Below are 16,908 nucleotides of genomic sequence, written 5' to 3'. Positions count from 1 at the left end.
CGATGCTGCTCGACCGAGGAGCCGAACTGGCGGTGGCACAGGGCGCTCTGCGCGCCGCTGCCGGAGGGAGATCCTCGCTCCTTCTGGTGGCCGGCCCCCTGGGAATTGGTCGATCGGCGCTGTTACGTGAACTGTCCGAGCGCGTCGATCCGAAGACGGTGCACCTGTTACGGGCCAACGCGGCGGCGGGGGAACGGGACTTTGCCTTCGGGGTGGTACGCCAGCTGTTTGACAGTGTGTTGACCACTGCATCCAGCCAGGCCCGAGAACACTGGTTCGCCGGCGCAGAAGCCGCCCGGCAGGTCTTGGACTACGACACCCACGCACCGGACGAAACGATTCTGCGGGACTTGCGCTCGCTGCTGGCCGAAGTGAGCGCCACGGTACCTCTGCTGGTTCTCGTCGACGACGTGCAGTGGGCGGATGCCTGGTCGCTGCGCTGGCTCGCTCATCTCGTCCTGCGCCTGGAGGGCCTGCGGATGCTGCTCGTGTGCACACTGCGCGACGGCGATCCCGGTGCGGGCGACCCGCTGGTCGAGGAGGTCGCGGCGGCCTCGGCACACGTCCTGCGACCCGCGCCGCTGTCCCTGGCCGCCACCGGGGAACTCGTCCGCGAGCACTTGGGCCGGCCCGCCGACAAGGAGTTCGTGCGGGCGTGCCACGAGACTTCCCGGGGCAATCCGCTCTTCCTTCTCTCCGGGCTCTCTGAACTCTCCGCCACCGGTTGCCGGCCACTGGCCGGCAACGCCCACGTCGCGCGCTCGCCGCACTCTGTCCGGCTCCGGGACCGGATCACGAGCTGCCTGCTCATGCAACCGCAACCGGTCAGGGACGCAGCGGCTGGGCTCGCCATCGCCACCCCGGACGGGCAGCAGGACTCCCACCTTGTCGGCCGGCTCGCGGGCCTCGACGACGTCGGCCTGGCGACGGCACTGCGCGCGCTGCACCGGCTTGGGCTGCTGGCTGAGGCGGGCCAGCCGCGCTTCGCGCACCCGGCGGTGCGCGAAGCGGTCGAGTGCTCGATGAGTTCCGCCGAGCTCCAGCGTCGGCACGAAGCCGCCGCCGAGATCCTGTATGAACACGGTCGCCCGGCGGAAGAGGTAGCTGCCCACCTGATGGAGGTGCCCACCTCCAGGCACTCTTGGTCCGTTCCGGTTCTGCGCAGCGCGGCGGACGCTGCCGCACACAGAAGCGCGCCGGAACTGGCCGCCCGGTATCTGCAACGGGCGCTGCTGGACGCGGTCGAGCAGGACCGGACGAGGGCTCGGCTCCTGGTTGAACTAGCTGCTGCGGAGGGGTCCTTCGACCCGACCGCCGCCGAACGCCACATCGCTCAGGCTGTGCCCCTGCTCCCCACGGCCCGTGACCGGGCCACTGCCGCGCTGCAGCTCTCGCCCTGTTTGACCGCCCCCCTGAGCCCCGCGAGGATCGACCTGTTCAGACGGGCTGCCGAGGATCTGGCGGGTCCTGATGCTCAGGAAGGCGCCGGCAGTGAGGAGGCGCACCGTTTGGAAGCGAGGCTGCGCTACGCGGGCCTTTGCGACTACGCGCAACTCACCGATGCCGTCGCGAGGCTGCGGGCGCTGGAGCCTTCCGTCCTCGTCCGCACGCGCGGTGGCCGGGAACTATTGGCCGTGCTGCTGTACGCGTCGGCGCTCGGCGCCGACGGCGAGGCGTCGGAGGTTGCGCGGCAGGCCCGCGGCATCCTGGAATGGGAGGCGGCCACCGCCCCCGGCCACGGCTCGGTGGTCCACCTGGTCCTGCTGACCCTGGTGGGGGCCGATTCCGTACAGGCTGCCGAGCCCTGGCTGAATGCTGCCCAGCAGAGCGCAAGCAGGGATGGTGGCACGCCCGGTGCCGTGGGGCATGCCCAGCGCGAGCTGTTCCAGCTTGCTCTGGGCCGGTTGCCCCAGGCGCGTGAGGAGGCGCAGCGCGTCGTCGGCCTGGATGGGACCGTGAGCGAGGAGCGCCGCTGTTTCTACGCCGCCGTACTCGCCGCGCTGACGCTGTCGACACAGGATGCGCACTTGGAGACGCGGGTGGCGACGGAGGCGCCAGGCCAGCCGCTTGGGCCGGTCCCAGCCGCGCTGCTGAGCCTGTTGCGGATCTCGCAGGAGGCTCAGGCTGGAGATGCCACCGCGGCACTGGACACCGCCATGCACTGCGGTCGCCAACTGGAGTGCGCGGGGTGGCGCAACCCTGTTCTCTTCCCGTGGCGCCCCTGGGCGATCTCCCTGTCCCACCGGCTCGGTGACCACCACATCGCCCGGACACTCGCGGTCGAGGAGTACTCGCAGGCGAGAGAGTGGGGAGCGCCGGTAGCCATTGGCAGGGCACTACGGCTGCAGGCGCTGACGGAAGGGACGGGCGCGAGCGTCGATCTGCTACGGGAGGCCGTCGAGACGCTCCGTGGCTCCGTCAACGAGCTGGAGCTCTTCAGGGCTGTGCGCGATCTGGGGCAGATGCTGGGCAGTGGCGCGGAGTCGAACCGGCTGTTGCGCGAGGCGGGAGAACTGGCGAAGTCCTGCGGCGTGCCATGGGTACCCGCGGCGGTGGCGCGCAGGGCCTCGGCCCGCACCGCGGCGGCGGTGCTGACCCGTACCGAGAGCCGCGTGGCCGCATTGGCTGTCAGCGGCCTCACCAATCGGGAAATTGCGACTGAACTTCAAGTCAGTGCACGGGCCGTGGAAAAGCATCTTACGAATTCCTATCGTAAACTCGGAGTTTCGGGCAGGTGTCAGCTTGCTGCAGTTCTGCACGACACGCACGCACACGCTCCTTGTTGAAAGGGGAACTGTTCGCGCATCCGCCCGGGCCTTCGGTTGAAACTCGATCGAAAGACCGGGCGATTTTGTTGGGGTTGCCTGTCTGACCTGCTCGTTTGCGACCGTACCGAAGTGAAGGTGCGATGCTCGTGGCGCTGACCGAACCTTCCTGGGGTAACCCCACAGAATCGGCGCGAGTAGGGCGGATCGCGTTGACCGGATCATCAGGGAATCTCTAGGGTTCAACTATGTTCCAGTGATAAGGACTCGGTGAAACGTGCGCGTCCCATGATCCGTATTCTCCCCGGCCGTTACTTCACACAAGAAAGGAGAGTCCTTTGAAATCCTGAAGGGCGGCCATGGGCGGTGGTGAGTTGGTTGGTCCCTGCTGTCCCCCTCTCCAGCGTTGGATGTCCACCTGATGCGGGCATCACGCTGGGGCTCAGTCCCGGCGGTGCAAGGCCGCCGGCGAGGTCACTGTCGCGTTTTTTGACGCGGTCCGCCGGACGACGGTGGATCGGGCAGGCCATCGCCGTGCAGACCGTCCCCCCGTTTGTCCCCGTCCATCCATCACCGAAGGACCAACTGCTGCGCAGGCCGGCGTACCCCTACTGAGGGCGACGAGGAAAGCGTCGTCTTCGCCAACGATGTCATGCGCGAGTGGCTCGACCCACCGCGATCCGTTGACGAGGGCGTTCCACGAGGGAACGCCCAAGACGATAGTGCGCTGTGCATACGGACCCCCACCGTACGAAGGGCGATCATGCCGCAGGTCACCAACCCACGACGTCAGACGAGCTCCGTCACTTCTTCCCTCCCCGCCCCGAAGGCCCACGTCCACGATCCCGTCTTCGAGGACGGTCGGCTGCCCCGGACGGGGTTCGCCAGCGACAGCCGCCTGAGCATGGCCCGGCTCGACCATGCCCTGACCATCCAGCAGGCCAACGAAGAGTTCTTCTGGCAGTTCGGCAAGTCGGCGGCGGAGCTGTGCGGCCGGACCTTCAGTGACCTGGTCCATCCGAGCGTCCAGCAGCCGCTGATGCGCCAGTTCTCCGGCCTCACCGAGGGCCGCCGCGACCGGTTCGCCGCCGACGTCATCGCGGTGGGACCGGACGACGCTACGTTCACTGTCCCGCTGACGGCCATCATGGTGCGCGGCGGACTCCCGGATGAGTCGTCCATCCTCGTCATGATGCCCAACGCGGGAACTGGTTCAGCCGACTCGGAGGCGGCCGTAAGTGGTCGCAACAAGAAGCTCCTGAGCCCGATCGACGCCCGCATACTTGAGGGCATAGCCTCCGGACTGTCGACCATCCCGCTCGCCTCACGGCTGCACCTGAGCCGGCAGGGCATCGAGTACCACGTGACTGGTCTGCTGCGGGAATTACGTGTGCCGAACCGGGCCGCATTGGTCTCTCGTGCCTACTCCATGGGCGTACTGAAGGTTGGCATCTGGCCGCCCAAGGTGGTTCCGGACTTCATCAAGAACTGACAGTGGTGATTGCTGTGAACCGCCCTGGGTTCGTTGGAGGCTCAGGCCTGCCCCGTGTGAACCGGGGCGGTTCACACGGGGAATGCAACTACACCGTGCACCCCCCGGCCCACGCAGCCGGCGAACTCCAGCGGACCGGCAGCTCGCCTTGAGCGTGAGGCCCTGTCGCACCCCACCCTGACCGGCATGACCAGCACCGAACTGACCGGGCTGACCGCGTCCTGGCCACCGCGCTGCACCAGCACCTCGCCCTGTCGCCCACCATGCTCGTCCCCCTGTTCACCGTCAGCAAGGACACCATCCGCCAGGCCACCGGCGAGATCGGACAGCAGATGGACCAGCACGGGCACACCCTCGCTCCCGCAGCGGACACCTGACCACACTGACCGGCCTCCTCGTCTGCACCACCGCACACGGCGTCACTGTCACACCACAGGCAAAACCCACGCCTTGATTCTTTAGGGCCCAACCAGTCTGCCAACGAGCGGATCGACGCCCCATGCCGACGGCAACTTGGCCCACTGGCTATTCCCGGGGCTCGTTCGGCCGACTCCTTCCGCCGGAGCCTCCGCAGTCCACGGGGAGTTGACGGCGATCAGCGGGCTGTCGGAGACGTCGACGCACAGTAGCCCGCCTACTGCCGTGGTAGGCGCGGGAGAGTACCGACGCGGTGGGCCCCCTCCACTGCAAGAGTTATCCCGGGCGCGATCTCCGTGAAGCCCGCGTCGCGCACCACCGGGAGGCCGCTGACCGTGAGTGTGCGCCAGTGTGCCGCGTCGGCCGTACGCGCCGACAGGGGGTACCCGGCCTCCCGCCACTCCTTGCGCTGCGCGTCCGGAAGGTCCAGCCAGGCCAGCTGGGCGCCGTGTCCCGCCTGTGCCATGGCCTTGCCCGCCGACATCTCGATCTCGGGACTCAGCCACAGCACCGGTCCGGCGAGGTCGGGGGCCGCGGGCGGCTCGGGGTCGGCCAGCTCGGTGCCCGAAACCTGCAGTTTGGCCAGTTCCTTGGGCCAGCCGTCGAGGGGGACGGGCGGAAAGACCCGTACCTCGGCGGTCGTACCGGTCACCGTGATGCCGGGCAGCGCCGCGGCCTTGCGCCACTCCGCGCCGCGCGCCCGGCGCACCACCTTGCGGATCCGGCCGTCGTGCCAGTCGCGCATGGAGCGCGCCCACTCCCCGTCGCCCTCGGACCGCTCGTCGCCGAGGATGGCGAGCACCGCACGGGCCGCGGTCTCCAGCGCGTCGGTACGGGCCGGGGGTTCGGCCTTCTCGATGTGTACGACGAGCGGGAGGACGAACTGCGGTGCCTCGTCGCGCGAGGTCCTCTCGTGCCGGAAAGGGCTGCCGGGGCCGTCGGTGGGGGTGTCTTCGCTGCTCACGCGTTCAGTCTGACAGCCGCCACAGCGGGGGGTGTTGGCGGAACGTATGCCTCCGGGCGACGATGCCCGGTATGAAGAGTGATCTTTTCTCCACCGAGAACATGGCACAGCAGGCGGCTGTGCCCGGAATGACCCTGCAGAACGCCAAGTCGATCAAGTACGCGGTCAACGGCGAGATGCACGCGCGACAGGGCTCGATGATCGCCTTCCGCGGCAACCTCCAGTTCGAGCGCAAGGGCCAGGGCATCGGCGGCATGCTCAAGCGCGCCGTCACCGGCGAGGGTCTGCCGCTGATGGCCGTGCGCGGCCAGGGCGAGGCGTGGTTCGCGCACGAGGCGGCCAACTGCTTCATCGTGGACATCGACCAGGGCGACGCGCTCACCATCAACGGCCGCAACGTGCTCTGCTTCGATGCGACCCTCACGTACGAGATCAAGACGGTGAAGGGCGCCGGCATGACGGGTGGCGGCATCTTCAACAGCGTCTTCAGCGGTTACGGCAAGCTCGGCGTCATCTGCGAGGGCACCCCCATCGTGATACCGGTCACGGCCCAGCAGCCGGTGTTCGTCGACACGGACGCGGTGGTCGGCTGGAGCGCCCAGCTGCACACCTCGCTGCACCGGTCGCAGTCGATCGGCTCGATGATCCGCGGCGGTTCCGGCGAAGCGGTACAGATGAAGATGGAGGGAGAGGGCTTCGTGATCGTCCGGCCCAGCGAGGCCACCCCGCAGAAGGCGGGCCAGAACTGACCATGAGCAGCGCGGACGGCAGGTGGACGGTCCGTCGGGGTCGCACGCATCGACGACCGGAGGGGTGAGCGCATGGACGTGCAGGAGCCGTACTGCGGGACACCACCCGCCGTCGCATCTGCCTCCGAAGTGGCCGCGGCCTTCGAGGGGCCCTTCGCCGAATGCGTCCTGTGCCGCGAGCCGACCGAGTACCCGGAGTCGGTCAAGGGTGCGCCGCTGTGCCCGGTGTGCGAGTGGCAGGAGGCCCAGCGGTCGGCCTGTTCCGGCTAGGACCCGACCGGGCGGTCCTCGAGGACGCCCGACAGGACCGCCCGACCGGCCCGTACCTCCCGGACCGGCTCAGTGCGCGCCCGCAGGATCCTCGGCGAGCAGCGAGGCGCGCATCAGCTCGGAGACCTTGACCATCCTGTAGCCGCGCGCGCGGAGTTCGGGGACGATCTTCCGGATCGCCTGCTCGGTGGCCGGGGCCGCGCTGCGGGTGCAGTGCATCACCACCAGTGAGCCAGGTCTCACGCCGCTGAGGACCTGCTCGGCGACGGCGTCCGAGTCCGTGGCGAAGGCGTCGCCGCCGACGACGTCCCATTGGACGGCGGTCACCTCGGCGGGGCCGATGGCGCGCAGCGCCGTGTCGTCGTAGCAGCCGCCGGGAAAGCGGAAGTACGGCACGACATTGCGCACGCCTGCCGCGCGGAAGGCGGCGAAGGCGCGCTCCACGTCGGAGCGCATCTCCTGCTTGCGGATCACCGGCAGTCCGTAGCAGGGTGCGGTGAAGGCGTAGTGGCTGTAGGAGTGGTTGGCGATCTCGAAGAGCGGATCGCCGCCGATCGCTCTCGCCTGGTCCGGATACTCCTCGGCCCAGCGGCCGGTCATGAACACGGTTGCGGGGACCTTCAGTTCCCGCAGGGTGGCGATCAGCGCCGGGTTGTCGAACCGCTCGCCGCCCGCCGCGCGCCTGCCCTGGTCGGCCGTCATGTCCGCGTCGAACGTGAGCGCTACGGTCCTCCCCTTGCCGGCCGCTGAGGCGGCTGCGCGCCGGAACACCGGTGTGAGCCCGGCCGGGCCCGGTGTGAACCTCGGAGCGGTGTTCCGGAACGGCTTCCCCTGCCGCGGCGATGCGGCCTCGGCCGAGAGGCCGGGCGAGGGCCCATGGAGGGCGTCGGGGCTGCGCCCGGTGCCGCAGCCGACCAGCAAGGTGCACAGAACGGCGGCGGCCAGTACTCCTCGCACAAAGGCAGTCATCTGCGGAATATATGATCATTCCACCGGCGGGAGGGGTGTGCCGCTCCCGTCCCGGGGTCAGGTTCCGCCGGTCCAGCCCAGCGGATGCAGTTCCACCGGCCGGGCCGGAGCCGGTTCCCCGCCCGCCTCGTTGAACGCCGTCAGCGCCGCTATCAGCGCGGCACGCTGCCCGGGAGCCAGCCGCTTCACGATCGACGCGATCTCCTTGCGGCGGCTCGCCATGACCTCCTCGACGATCCGCGCACCCTCCGGTGTCAGCTGCAACACGGTCTCGCGGCGGTTGTCCGGGTTGGTCCGCCGGTTCACCAGTCCGACGCCGATCAGCCGGTCCACCATGCGCATCGCGGTCGAGGGGCTGACCCCGAGCCGTTCGGCCAGCAGGACGAGCTTGGCGGCACCGTGCGTCGACAGCACCACCAGCAGCCGGAACTGGTGCAGCGTCACGCGGTCCTCGACCGAGGCGAGGGAACGCGCGGACACGGCAACGAGGAGCCGGGACGCCGTCAGCACCGCGCCGGTGACCGCGTCCACGTCGTCCATGCCGTCGCCCGGCTGAATCTGCTCGACCATGGCCCCTTTTCTATCCTGCCGCCCGTGGGGGCCGACGGGGAGTGTCCCCTTTGGCCGTCCAGGCGGGTCCTGCAAAGCCCCGCCGGACTTTTTGCACTGTGCAATGATGCCCTCGCGAAGGGCCCGGCGTGCGGTCGGCAACTGCTCGGCACGGGCACGGGCACGGTGGCGCGGCTCGGCCGTCCTGCCTATCTGCCGAGACCCTCGGTCCGTGTGCTCAGGAGGAATGAAGGATGGCAGGGCCCCCTTCGGCCGGTGTGCTCGCCGGGCTGGCGAATCTGATCGATGTGCCCGCCGACCAGGGCGGCGCTGTGTGGCGCCTGTCCACGGCAGGCCGGCAGCTCGACGCCAACCTGATCCGGGTCCTGCCCGGCGACAGGGTGGAGGGCCATGTCGAACCCGACCTGGACGTACTGGTGTGTGTCCTGACCGGCACCGGTGAGCTGGAGACGGACGGCCGCCGGCAGAAGCTGGTGGCGGGCTGCGTGGTGTGGCTGCCGCGGGGCACGTACCGGTCGCTGTCCGCCGGGCCGGTCGGGCTGGCCTTCGTCACGGCGCACCGCCGCCGCCCGGGCCTCGCCATCCGCAACGCCGCTTCATCCGCTGCCTCCGCTCCGGCGGCTGTCGAGGGCGGTGAGCCGGCATGTGTCCTCCATCGGGTCTGTCCGGGCTGCGACCGCCCCGCCGAAGACGTCGGCGCACGTTACTGCAGCCGGTGCGGCACCGAACTCCCGTCGTAGGCACTGGTCTGACAGCTCGTCATAAATACTCTTTCGCAATCGCGATGAGTACAACTCCCGCCTCATCCGTATCAAGGGTCGGACGCGTCCCCCCGGTTCCCCATCGGCAACCGGACTCCGTACCCCCCTACAGGAGGCGACGAGTTGAGTCACAGGCGAATACCCAAGCGAAAGGCCATTCTGGCGGGAGCCGGAGCGGTCGGGATCGCCGCAGCAGCCGTGCTGCTGCCCCAAGCCAACGCCTCGCAGGACGGCGACTCCCGGTCCGGGGCCGAGGCCCCCCGGAAACTGAGCGCCGCAGCTGCGGCGGATCTCCTCGAGCAGCTCGGCCAGAAGCTCGGCGATGCCTATGGCGGCGCCTACTACGACGCCGACAAACAGCAGCTCGTGGTCAATGTCGTGGGCGACGACAACGATGTGATCGTGCAGGTCAACAAGGCCGGTGCGGTGGCCCGCGACGCGAACAACAGCTGGGGCGACCTCAAGGCCGCCACCGGCACCCTGTCGAAGAAGGCCACCATCCCGGGCACCGCATGGGCCCTGGACCCGAGGACCAACCAGATCCTGGTCACGGCGGACCGCACCGTCGCCGGCGCCCGATGGGACAGACTCGAGTCGGCGGTGGAGTCCCTGGGCTCGGGAATGGCCAAGATCCAGAAGTCCGAGGGCGAGTTCAAGACCTTCCTCGAGGGTGGCGACGCCATCTTCGGCGGCGGCGCGCGCTGCTCGCTGGGCTTCAATGTGACCACGCAGGACGGGCAGCCCGGCTTCCTCACGGCGGGCCACTGCGGAGTGGCCGCGGAGCAGTGGTCCGAGGACCAGAACGGCGCGCCCATCGGTACGGTCCAGGCGGCCACGTTCCCTGGCGAAGGCGACTTCGCGCTCGTCACGTACGACGACCCGGCGGTCGAAGCCCCCAGCTCGGTCGACCTGGGCAACGGACAGACGGTCGAGATCGTGCAGGCGGACGAGGCGGCCGTGGGGCAGCAGGTGTTCCGTATGGGCAGCACCACCGGCCTGAAGGACGGTCAGGTCACCGGTCTCAATGCCACCGTGAACTACCCGGAGGGCACGGTCACCGGTCTGATCCAGACCAATGTGTGCGCCGAGCCGGGCGACAGCGGCGGTGCGCTGTTCACCGGTGACGGCAGCGCGATCGGTCTGACCTCGGGCGGCAGCGGCGACTGCACGAACGGCGGCGAGACCTTCTTCCAGCCGGTCACCACGGCGCTGGAGGCGGTCGGCGCGCAGATCGGCGACGGCGGTGCGGGTGCCGGTGCTGGTGCTGGTGCCGGTGACGCGGGCGCTGGTGACGAAGGTGCCGGTGACGCGGGCGCGGGTGACGCGGGCGCTGGTGACGAAGGTGCCGGTGACGCGGGCGCGGGTGACGCGGGCGCTGGTGACGAAGGTGCCGGTGACGCCGGTGCGGGTGACGCGGGCGCTGGTGACGAAGGTGCCGGTGACGCCGGTGCGGGTGACGCGGGCGCGGGTGACGCGGGCGCGGGTGACGCGGGCGCTGGTGACGAAGGTGCCGGTGACGCCGGTGCGGGACAGGCCGGGAACGGCCACGCGGGTGCGGACGACGGCGCGGCCGTCCCGGGCGACGGTTCCGACGGACTCGGCTGACGCGCGCGCAGACCGGGGATGGGGACAGGGCCCGGGCGTCGTTCACGGGCGACGTCCGGGCCCTCCGGCTCCCCCCGCCGTGAGCCGTGGTGAGCCGTCGAGCAGCGCCGCCGTCCGCCGGCCCGGCCGGCCGCTGCTGGATCTCCCGGAGAGCCTCGTTCGCGGCGTCCGCGGCCGAACCGCTCGCCATCGCACTCACCACCGTTCGCCGCGGCCCCGGGCCGGGCCCTGTCCGGGCGATCCTGTCGGGCCCGCGGGACAGCTGCGGCACCTCGCTGTGTTGTCGGAGTCGCCCGAGTACGTCCGGTACGAGGGCGATCTCCTCCGGCCTCCGGCCGGGCGGTACCCCTACCGGCTTTGCGATACGTCCCCTCGGCCCTGGTGGGCCTGGGGAGGCCCCATGTCTCGGCCCTGGTGGGCCTGGGGAGGCCCCATGTCTCGGCCCTGGCGGCCTGGGGAGGCCCCATGTCTCGGCCCTGGCGGCCTGGGGAGGCCCCATGTCTCGGCCCTGGCGGCCTGGGGAGGCCCCATGTCTCGGCCCTGGCGGGCCTGGGGAGGCCCCATGTCTCGGCCCTGGCGGCCTGGGGAGGCCCCATGTCTCGGCCCTGGCGGGCCTGGGGAGCCCCCATGCATCCGACGCCGCAGGCTGATCCTCGAAGACCGCCCGGACAGGGCCTAACTGCGCTGAGCCTTCGCGATACGCGGGGTGGTCTGCTGCTCGCCGGCCTTCTTGCTGATGGCGTACTGCTGGGCCCGCTCTCCCGCCGGGATGTCGTCGAAGCCCAGGACGACCGAGTCAACGACCGAGCCGTCGGCGCCCACGAAGTCGACCTGTACCGAGTAGAACGCGGGCTCACTCGTCCTGTTGGTGACCCTGACCAGCGCCGCACGCGAACCGTCGGAGCGTGCGGTGGGCACGCCGCTCTGGGAGACGTCCGCGATCGCATTTCCTCTGCCCTCGACCTGGGCCAGCTCAGCCGACGCGGATGCGCGGACACGAGCGGCCTCCGCCGACACCGATTCCTCGAACTCCTTCTGCGAGCGGGGGGTCTCGGTGGAGGTGTCGCGCGGGGTCGGGGACGCGGTCGCGGTGGGGCTGGCGCCGCTGCCGCCGCCGTCGGATCCGCATGCGGTCAGACAGGCCGTCAGCAACGCAGCGACGACGGCAGGGGCCAGGCGAAGGTGGTTCACGACGTCTCCGGTCTGCGGCGCCAGCCGCCTGATGAATTCGACATTGCTTGACAAAATATGCCTAATTCCAATGAGAAGCGCGTTATGCCGGAGCCAGTGGACCGGGTGTCGGCCGCCGGGCGGTGCGTCCTCGCCAGGAGGCGGCTCGCCCGGACCCTGTGCGAAACGTCCGGCCCGCCCCCGTTGGCCGGGCCGGACGCCCGTCTCATCGCATGCGCTCAACGCCCATACGGGGCACGGGTGTTCCCGCGGGACGGTCCGGCAGGGCGAGCAGCGCGAAGAACCGGTCGGCCGCGCCGCCGCGCCGTACGACGAGCAGCCAGGTGGCCAGGGCCGCCGCCGTGACGCCGAGCCACCAGCCCAGCAGATGCACCAGGACCGAGGACACGACGGCCGTACCGAGCGCCACCACGAAGACCGACCCCAGGACGGCACCCAGCACCCGGAGGGTCCCCGTCACCGTGCCGCTGCCCGCCTCTCGTTCCCCGGACCGGATCCAATGGGCCATGAGGGCCAGCATCACCGGCACCAGGACGACCCCCATGCCGTACAGCGTCAGCGCGACGGGGGAGCCGAGCCACTCGCCTGCGCGCGAGAACGCGTCGCCGAGGCCCGGCCGCTCGGGCCAGGTGGCGAACGTCTCCCGGTCGGCGGAGAAGAACCGCTGGTACCCGCGGCCGTCCCAGCCGTGGACCAGGATGAAGAACATGCCCGCGTAGCCGATGCCCGCCTGAAGGAAGGCCGCGTACACCCGCCCGCCTGCGATGAGACGCGACGCGACCCAGTAGCCGAGCACCCCCTGGCTCACGTTCGTCGCGGCGAACAGCGCCACCAGCCATGCAGGCAGCGAGTCGTGCTCGCGGGCGGCCTGCATGGTCTCCCAGTCCGGGAACCCCCACAGCAGCCAGGCCCCGCTGGGCGCGAACAGCACCGCGCAGTACAGGACGGTCGCCATGAGATACGGGTCGGACCACCTGCTGCGGTCCCCGCGGGCCGCCGCCCCCAGCTGACGGGCGGCGGCGGTCGCAAAGCCGGCGCCGATCCCGTACGACCAGAACACATCCACCTGGACCATCGTGCTTCCTTTCCGGAATGACACGTCATTCCGTTCTCAAGGCAAAGAAATGACAGCGGTCCTTGCCGGCCGCGGCTCAGGAGGAGCCGAGGCCGTCGAACATGAGCGTCTCCACCGTGCGGATCCAGGGCTCGCGCATGGACTCGGCGTCCTGTGCGTGCAGCAGTCGCACGGCCCCGGTCAGGATCATTCCGTTCACCGCCAGGCCCACCACATGGGCATCGAGGTCCCGCCGCAGAAAGCCGCGGTCCTGCCCGTTGTGGATGAAGGCGGCGGTGTACGCCGCCGCGGCTTCCATGGCCCTGCCGGCCAGCTCCGGCTCGGCCCGGTCGATCGTCACGGCGTCGTAGAACAGAATCCGGCACAGCGCGGGCTCGGCCGCGACGAGGTCGAACAGCTTGTGCCCGATGCGCCGGACCTGCTCCCGGTACTGGGCCAGGTCCTCGCTCGCGCCGGGTTCCTCGTCGGCGAGGGCCTCCATGACCTGGCCCAGCGCGCGGGACACCACGCTGCGCGCGATGTCCTCCTTGTTCTTGAAGTACCGGTAGAAGGTGCCGTGACCGGCCCCGAGCTCCCGGGCGATGTCCGAGATGCCGGTCGCGTGGTACCCGCGCTCGGCGAACACCTTGCCCGCGGCGAGCAGGATCGCGTCCCGTTTGCCGCCCGCGTCGTGCCCCACGCCCGGCCCCTTCCCCCGACGGAATGACGCGTCATTCTGGCGTCGGGGGCCAACTGGCGTCAATAGCCCTGCTGTTCGTCAGACGTCGGTGCCCGCACAGGCCGCGGCCTCCACCTCGGCGCTGTCCAGGGTGGCCGTCAGCGCGTCGAGCTCCTCGCGCAGGGCGCGGATACGGTCCAGGGAGAGCCCGGTCGCCTCGGCGATCCGGCGGGGTACGCCCAACGCCCGTTCCCGCAAGGCGGTACCGGCGGCGGTGGGACGAGCGGTCACGGAGCGCTCGTCCTCCTCGCTGCGCCTGCGTGCCACATAGCCGGCCGCCTCCAGCCGCTTGAGCAGCGGCGACAGGGTGCCCGAGTCGAGCCGCAGATGCTCCCCGAGCCGCTTGACCGGCAGCTCGCCGTGCTCCCAGAGCACCAGCATCACCAGGTACTGCGGGTATGTGAGCCCCAGGTCCTTCAGCGCTGCGCGGTAGACGCCGTTGAAGGCGCGGGTCGCCGCGTGCAGCGAGAAGCAGATCTGGCGGTCGAGCCGGAGAAAGTCCTCGTCCGGCACCTGGTTCAGCGTCGTGGTCTTCCGGGAGCTCTCCATGAGGGCCAGTCTACCTGGACTGCGGGCCATTCAGTTGTGCGCAATTAAATTGTGTGCTTTATTAGTGGGGCTGGTTCCCCCACGGACGAAGAGGGATGTCACTCATGGACGCGCTGTACACCGCTGTTGCCACCGCCAACGGCCGCGAAGGCCGGGCCGTCAGCTCCGACGGCCAGATCGATCTGCCGCTCGCCTTCCCCGCCGCCCTCGGCGGCAACGGCCAGGGCACCAACCCCGAGCAGCTCTTCGCGGCCGGGTACGCCGCCTGCTTCGCCAGCGCCATGGGCGCCATCGGTCGCCAGGAGAAGATCGACGTCAAGGACGCCTCCGTCACCGCGGAGGTCTCCATAGGCAAGGACACCGACGGCGGCTTCGGCCTCTCCGTGATCATGCGTGTCGAGCTGCCCGACCACCTGCAGGGCGAGGCGGGCCGCGTGCTGCTGGAGAAGACCCACGCGTACTGCCCGTACTCCAAGGCGACGCGGGGCAACCTGCCGGTCGAGCTCGTCATCGAGTAGTCACCGGCACGGCGGGCGGGACCGCAGCTCCTGACGAATGCCTGTTGCCACCGCCCCTACGGCGCGACTCTGCTCGCGCCGTAGGGGCGGTTTCTCGTGAGCGGCGAGGACCGCTGTGCGCCGGCGGCGCACAGCGGTGCCGTCATTGCCGCGAGAGGGCCCGGTGCCGGCCCTCCTCGCCGTCGTCGGCATCGACCAGGACTGCGACGGGTTCCTGTTCCCGGGCATGGACCTTCCCGGCGCTGTCCCCGTCGAGCCGGTCCACGTGCAATTCGGGCGGGCACGCGAGCACGGGGGGTCAGGACCGGAGAGGCGGCAGCGTCAGCGCCATGGCCCGGTGATCGCGAAGGTGGTCCCGGGTGTGTAGCAGTTCACGTACATCGTCGCTCCGTCCGGGGAGAAGGTGGCGCCCGCGAACTCGCCCCACTCGGTCTCCTCGGGGGCGCCGCCTCCTGCGGTGGCGGCCGATGTGATCGCCTGGGCGTTCCGGGCCATCGGGTACACCTCGCCCCGCCGGGTCAGCCCGTACACATGCTGGGCGCCGCCGCCGTCCTCGCTCACCATCAGCCCGCCGCCGGGCGCCAGGCAGATGTTGTCGGGCGACTCGCCGGGCAGCTGGACGTCCGTGTCCGGACCGAACGCGATCACCAGCGTGAGACGCCGGCGCTGCGGTTCGTACTTCCACACCTGGCCGAAGTGGTCGCCCGCCGAACCCTCCGCGCTGTGCGCGAAGCTGGAGACGAAGTAGACCGACGAGCCGCCCCAGTAGCAGCCCTCCAGCTTCTGGGCGTGCGTGATGCCCCGGGGGCCGAAGTCCTGCAGCCGGACGGGGGTCTGCCGCGCCTGGCTGTCCGGTACGGGGACCCATTCGATGCGGTCGAAGCTCGCACCGGGCTCCTGGATCCCGGAGAGGTCGGGTACACCCGGCACCCGCATCGCCTCCAGCGTGCCGCCCGCCCGCAGCGAACCGGTACCGCCCAGCGGCCTGTTCGGCAGGAAGCGGTAGAAGAGACCGAACGGCCGCAGGAACGCGTCCTCCGTCTCGTACACGATGCCGCTGCGCGGATCGACCGCGACCGCCTCGTGCTGGAAGCGGCCCATCGCGGTCAGCGGTACGGCTCCCGTGCGGCGCGGGTCGGCGCCGTCGACCTCGAAGATGTAGCCGTGATCCTTGGTGTAACCGTTGGTGCCGGCCTTGTCCTCGGTCTCCTCGCAGGTCAGCCACGTCCCCCAAGGCGTGGGGCCGCCCGCGCAGTTGACCGCCGTACCCGCGATGGCGACCCGCTCGGACAGGACGTTGTCACGGCCGTCCAGCGTGAGCGCCGTGCAGCCCCCTTTGCCCGCCGGGTCGTAGGTCAGGCCCTCGACCGTCGGGACGCCGAGCTTTCCGTTGTGACGGTTCTCGTGATTGCGCACGAGATGGACCCGGCCGCGCCGCCCGGCGAAGGCCGCCATACCGTCATGGTTGCTCGGGACCGGCCCCTCCCCGGAGCGCAGGGGATCGCCCTCCCGGGACAGCACCCGGTAGCGGAATCCTTTCGGTAGATCGAGGAGCCCGGCCGGATCGGCGACGAGCGGGCCGTACCCGGCGTGGCCACGAGCGGCCGCGGTGCCGGCGAAGAGCTCGGAGAAGGCGCCCGAGAAGACGATGCCGGCACCCAACGCGCCGGTGCGGGCCAGAACTTGACGTCGTGTTGCAGACATGTGGCAACTCCCTGTGGGGGCACCCCCACGCCGAAGGCCGTGGAGGAGGGACAGGAGATGTGACCCGCATGTGTGTATCACGCACTTGTGGGCGCGTGAACCATGCGGGCCACTTTGCCTCGTGGCGCGACTCAGCCGAGCTTGGCGGTGAGGGTGATGGTCGTGCCCGTCAGCGCCTGGCTGACCGGGCAGTTCGCCTTGGCGTCCTCGGCGGCCTTGACGAAGGCGGCCTCGTCGAGACCGGGCACCTCGCCCTCCACGGTCAGGTGGATGCCGGTGATGCCGGTGCCGGGCTGGAAGGTCACCTCGGCCTGGGTGGTCAGCCGGGCCGGCGGGTTGCCTGCCTGGGTCAGACCGTGCGAGAGAGCCATCGAGAAGCAGCTGGAGTGCGCGCCCGCGATCAGTTCCTCGGGGCTGGTCTTGCCATTGGCCTGCTCGGCGCGCGACGGCCAGGAAACGGGGTAGTCGCCGATGCCGGAGGAGTCGAAGGTGACGGTCCCCGTGCCCTCGGCGAGGTTGCCCTCCCAGACCGTGTGCGCCTGACGCGTGGTGGCCATGATGCGTTCCCTTCTTGCAGAAAGCTGGGTTACG

At 70.2% G+C, this 16,908-nt stretch carries 16 protein-coding genes and 1 pseudogene; 8 read left to right on the top strand and 9 right to left on the bottom strand.

Going from position 1 to position 16,908, the window contains the following annotated elements:
* The first annotated feature begins 2 nt into the window (after positions 1-2).
* From OHS70_RS07700 to OHS70_RS07690, 3 genes and pseudogenes are all read left to right on the top strand, one after another.
* Positions 3-2,786 (top strand): ATP-binding protein, encoded by a 2,784-nt coding sequence (locus tag OHS70_RS07700; RefSeq protein ID WP_328395016.1) that lies wholly within the window; start codon positions 3-5, stop codon positions 2,784-2,786.
* Between the two features lie 883 nt (positions 2,787-3,669).
* Positions 3,670-4,257, top strand: a complete 588-nt coding sequence (locus tag OHS70_RS07695; RefSeq protein WP_328405476.1) for a LuxR C-terminal-related transcriptional regulator — start codon at positions 3,670-3,672, stop codon at positions 4,255-4,257.
* Between the two features lie 74 nt (positions 4,258-4,331).
* A pseudogene (locus OHS70_RS07690) lies at positions 4,332-4,711 on the top strand (ISAzo13 family transposase); the annotation flags it as partial.
* Positions 4,712-4,891: 180 nt separating this feature from the next.
* Here the strand turns inward: OHS70_RS07690 and OHS70_RS07685 are convergent.
* Positions 4,892-5,638, bottom strand: coding sequence for a peptidyl-tRNA hydrolase (locus OHS70_RS07685; RefSeq protein WP_328395014.1), 747 nt, complete (start codon positions 5,636-5,638; stop codon positions 4,892-4,894).
* Between the two features lie 71 nt (positions 5,639-5,709).
* On the opposite strand from OHS70_RS07685, the gene OHS70_RS07680 reads away from it, so the two are divergent.
* Together OHS70_RS07680 and OHS70_RS07675 are read left to right on the top strand one after the other, a co-directional pair.
* Positions 5,710-6,387, top strand: a complete 678-nt coding sequence (locus OHS70_RS07680) for an AIM24 family protein (RefSeq protein WP_328395012.1) — start codon at positions 5,710-5,712, stop codon at positions 6,385-6,387.
* Between the two features lie 72 nt (positions 6,388-6,459).
* Positions 6,460-6,657, top strand: coding sequence for a hypothetical protein (locus OHS70_RS07675; RefSeq protein ID WP_328395010.1), 198 nt, complete (start codon positions 6,460-6,462; stop codon positions 6,655-6,657).
* 69 nt (positions 6,658-6,726) lie between these two features.
* Here OHS70_RS07675 and OHS70_RS07670 read toward each other — a convergent pair whose 3' ends face one another.
* Complete coding sequence (locus OHS70_RS07670; protein ID WP_328395008.1) at positions 6,727-7,626, bottom strand: polysaccharide deacetylase family protein; 900 nt, start codon at positions 7,624-7,626, stop codon at positions 6,727-6,729.
* Between the two features lie 57 nt (positions 7,627-7,683).
* A complete protein-coding gene (locus OHS70_RS07665; protein WP_328395006.1) occupies positions 7,684-8,196 on the bottom strand; it encodes a MarR family winged helix-turn-helix transcriptional regulator in 513 nt (170 codons plus the stop codon).
* A gap of 233 nt (positions 8,197-8,429) precedes the next feature.
* Here OHS70_RS07665 and OHS70_RS07660 point away from each other — a divergent pair, with 233 nt between their 5' ends.
* Positions 8,430-8,936 carry a cupin domain-containing protein gene (locus OHS70_RS07660; protein WP_328395004.1) on the top strand — a complete coding sequence of 169 codons (507 nt, stop codon included), beginning with the start codon at positions 8,430-8,432 and terminating at the stop codon, positions 8,934-8,936.
* Between the two features lie 144 nt (positions 8,937-9,080).
* Entirely contained in the window at positions 9,081-10,562 is a 1,482-nt protein-coding gene (locus OHS70_RS07655) for a S1 family peptidase (RefSeq protein WP_328395002.1), read from the top strand.
* 675 nt (positions 10,563-11,237) lie between these two features.
* Here OHS70_RS07655 and OHS70_RS07650 read toward each other — a convergent pair.
* The 4 genes from OHS70_RS07650 to OHS70_RS07635 all read right to left on the bottom strand — a co-directional run bounded on the left by OHS70_RS07650 (position 11,238) and on the right by OHS70_RS07635 (position 14,095).
* Complete coding sequence (locus OHS70_RS07650; protein WP_328395000.1) at positions 11,238-11,753, bottom strand: hypothetical protein; 516 nt, start codon at positions 11,751-11,753, stop codon at positions 11,238-11,240.
* Positions 11,754-11,958: 205 nt separating this feature from the next.
* On the bottom strand, positions 11,959-12,828 hold the full coding sequence (locus OHS70_RS07645) for a hypothetical protein (protein ID WP_328394998.1): 870 nt from the start codon (positions 12,826-12,828) through the stop codon (positions 11,959-11,961).
* 76 nt (positions 12,829-12,904) lie between these two features.
* Positions 12,905-13,507, bottom strand: a complete 603-nt coding sequence (locus OHS70_RS07640) for a TetR/AcrR family transcriptional regulator (protein ID WP_328394996.1) — start codon at positions 13,505-13,507, stop codon at positions 12,905-12,907.
* A 78-nt stretch (positions 13,508-13,585) separates the two neighbouring features.
* On the bottom strand, positions 13,586-14,095 hold the full coding sequence (locus OHS70_RS07635; RefSeq protein ID WP_328394994.1) for a MarR family winged helix-turn-helix transcriptional regulator: 510 nt from the start codon (positions 14,093-14,095) through the stop codon (positions 13,586-13,588).
* A gap of 104 nt (positions 14,096-14,199) precedes the next feature.
* On the opposite strand from OHS70_RS07635, the gene OHS70_RS07630 reads away from it, so the two are divergent.
* Positions 14,200-14,613 carry an organic hydroperoxide resistance protein gene (locus OHS70_RS07630; RefSeq protein WP_328394992.1) on the top strand — a complete coding sequence of 138 codons (414 nt, stop codon included), beginning with the start codon at positions 14,200-14,202 and terminating at the stop codon, positions 14,611-14,613.
* A gap of 321 nt (positions 14,614-14,934) precedes the next feature.
* Here the strand turns inward: OHS70_RS07630 and OHS70_RS07625 are convergent, their stop codons facing one another.
* Both OHS70_RS07625 and OHS70_RS07620 read right to left on the bottom strand, forming a co-directional pair.
* Positions 14,935-16,317: an alkaline phosphatase PhoX gene (locus tag OHS70_RS07625; RefSeq protein WP_328394990.1), complete on the bottom strand. Its 1,383-nt coding sequence runs from the start codon at positions 16,315-16,317 to the stop codon at positions 14,935-14,937.
* A gap of 131 nt (positions 16,318-16,448) precedes the next feature.
* Positions 16,449-16,874 (bottom strand): OsmC family protein, encoded by a 426-nt coding sequence (locus OHS70_RS07620; RefSeq protein WP_328394988.1) that lies wholly within the window; start codon positions 16,872-16,874, stop codon positions 16,449-16,451.
* Positions 16,875-16,908: the final 34 nt, after the last annotated feature.

This window comes from Streptomyces sp. NBC_00390, from assembly GCF_036057275.1.
Lineage (GTDB): Bacteria > Actinomycetota > Actinomycetes > Streptomycetales > Streptomycetaceae > Streptomyces.
This window is presented reverse-complemented; position numbering and strand designations above follow the sequence as displayed.

Bases quoted from the DNA above. Each gene is read 5' to 3' on its own strand.
- OHS70_RS07660 (WP_328395004.1), top strand. From the start codon at position 8,430: ATGGCAGGGCCCCCTTCGGCCGGTGTGCTCGCCGGGCTGGCGAATCTG.
- OHS70_RS07665 (WP_328395006.1), bottom strand. From the start codon at position 8,196: ATGGTCGAGCAGATTCAGCCGGGCGACGGCATGGACGACGTGGACGCG.
- OHS70_RS07635 (WP_328394994.1), bottom strand. From the start codon at position 14,095: ATGGAGAGCTCCCGGAAGACCACGACGCTGAACCAGGTGCCGGACGAG.
- OHS70_RS07680 (WP_328395012.1), top strand. From the start codon at position 5,710: ATGAAGAGTGATCTTTTCTCCACCGAGAACATGGCACAGCAGGCGGCT.
- OHS70_RS07670 (WP_328395008.1), bottom strand. From the start codon at position 7,626: ATGACTGCCTTTGTGCGAGGAGTACTGGCCGCCGCCGTTCTGTGCACC.
- OHS70_RS07620 (WP_328394988.1), bottom strand. From the start codon at position 16,874: ATGGCCACCACGCGTCAGGCGCACACGGTCTGGGAGGGCAACCTCGCC.
- OHS70_RS07625 (WP_328394990.1), bottom strand. From the start codon at position 16,317: ATGTCTGCAACACGACGTCAAGTTCTGGCCCGCACCGGCGCGTTGGGT.
- OHS70_RS07700 (WP_328395016.1), top strand. From the start codon at position 3: ATGCTGCTCGACCGAGGAGCCGAACTGGCGGTGGCACAGGGCGCTCTG.
- OHS70_RS07630 (WP_328394992.1), top strand. From the start codon at position 14,200: ATGGACGCGCTGTACACCGCTGTTGCCACCGCCAACGGCCGCGAAGGC.
- OHS70_RS07645 (WP_328394998.1), bottom strand. From the start codon at position 12,828: ATGGTCCAGGTGGATGTGTTCTGGTCGTACGGGATCGGCGCCGGCTTT.
- OHS70_RS07695 (WP_328405476.1), top strand. From the start codon at position 3,670: ATGGCCCGGCTCGACCATGCCCTGACCATCCAGCAGGCCAACGAAGAG.
- OHS70_RS07675 (WP_328395010.1), top strand. From the start codon at position 6,460: ATGGACGTGCAGGAGCCGTACTGCGGGACACCACCCGCCGTCGCATCT.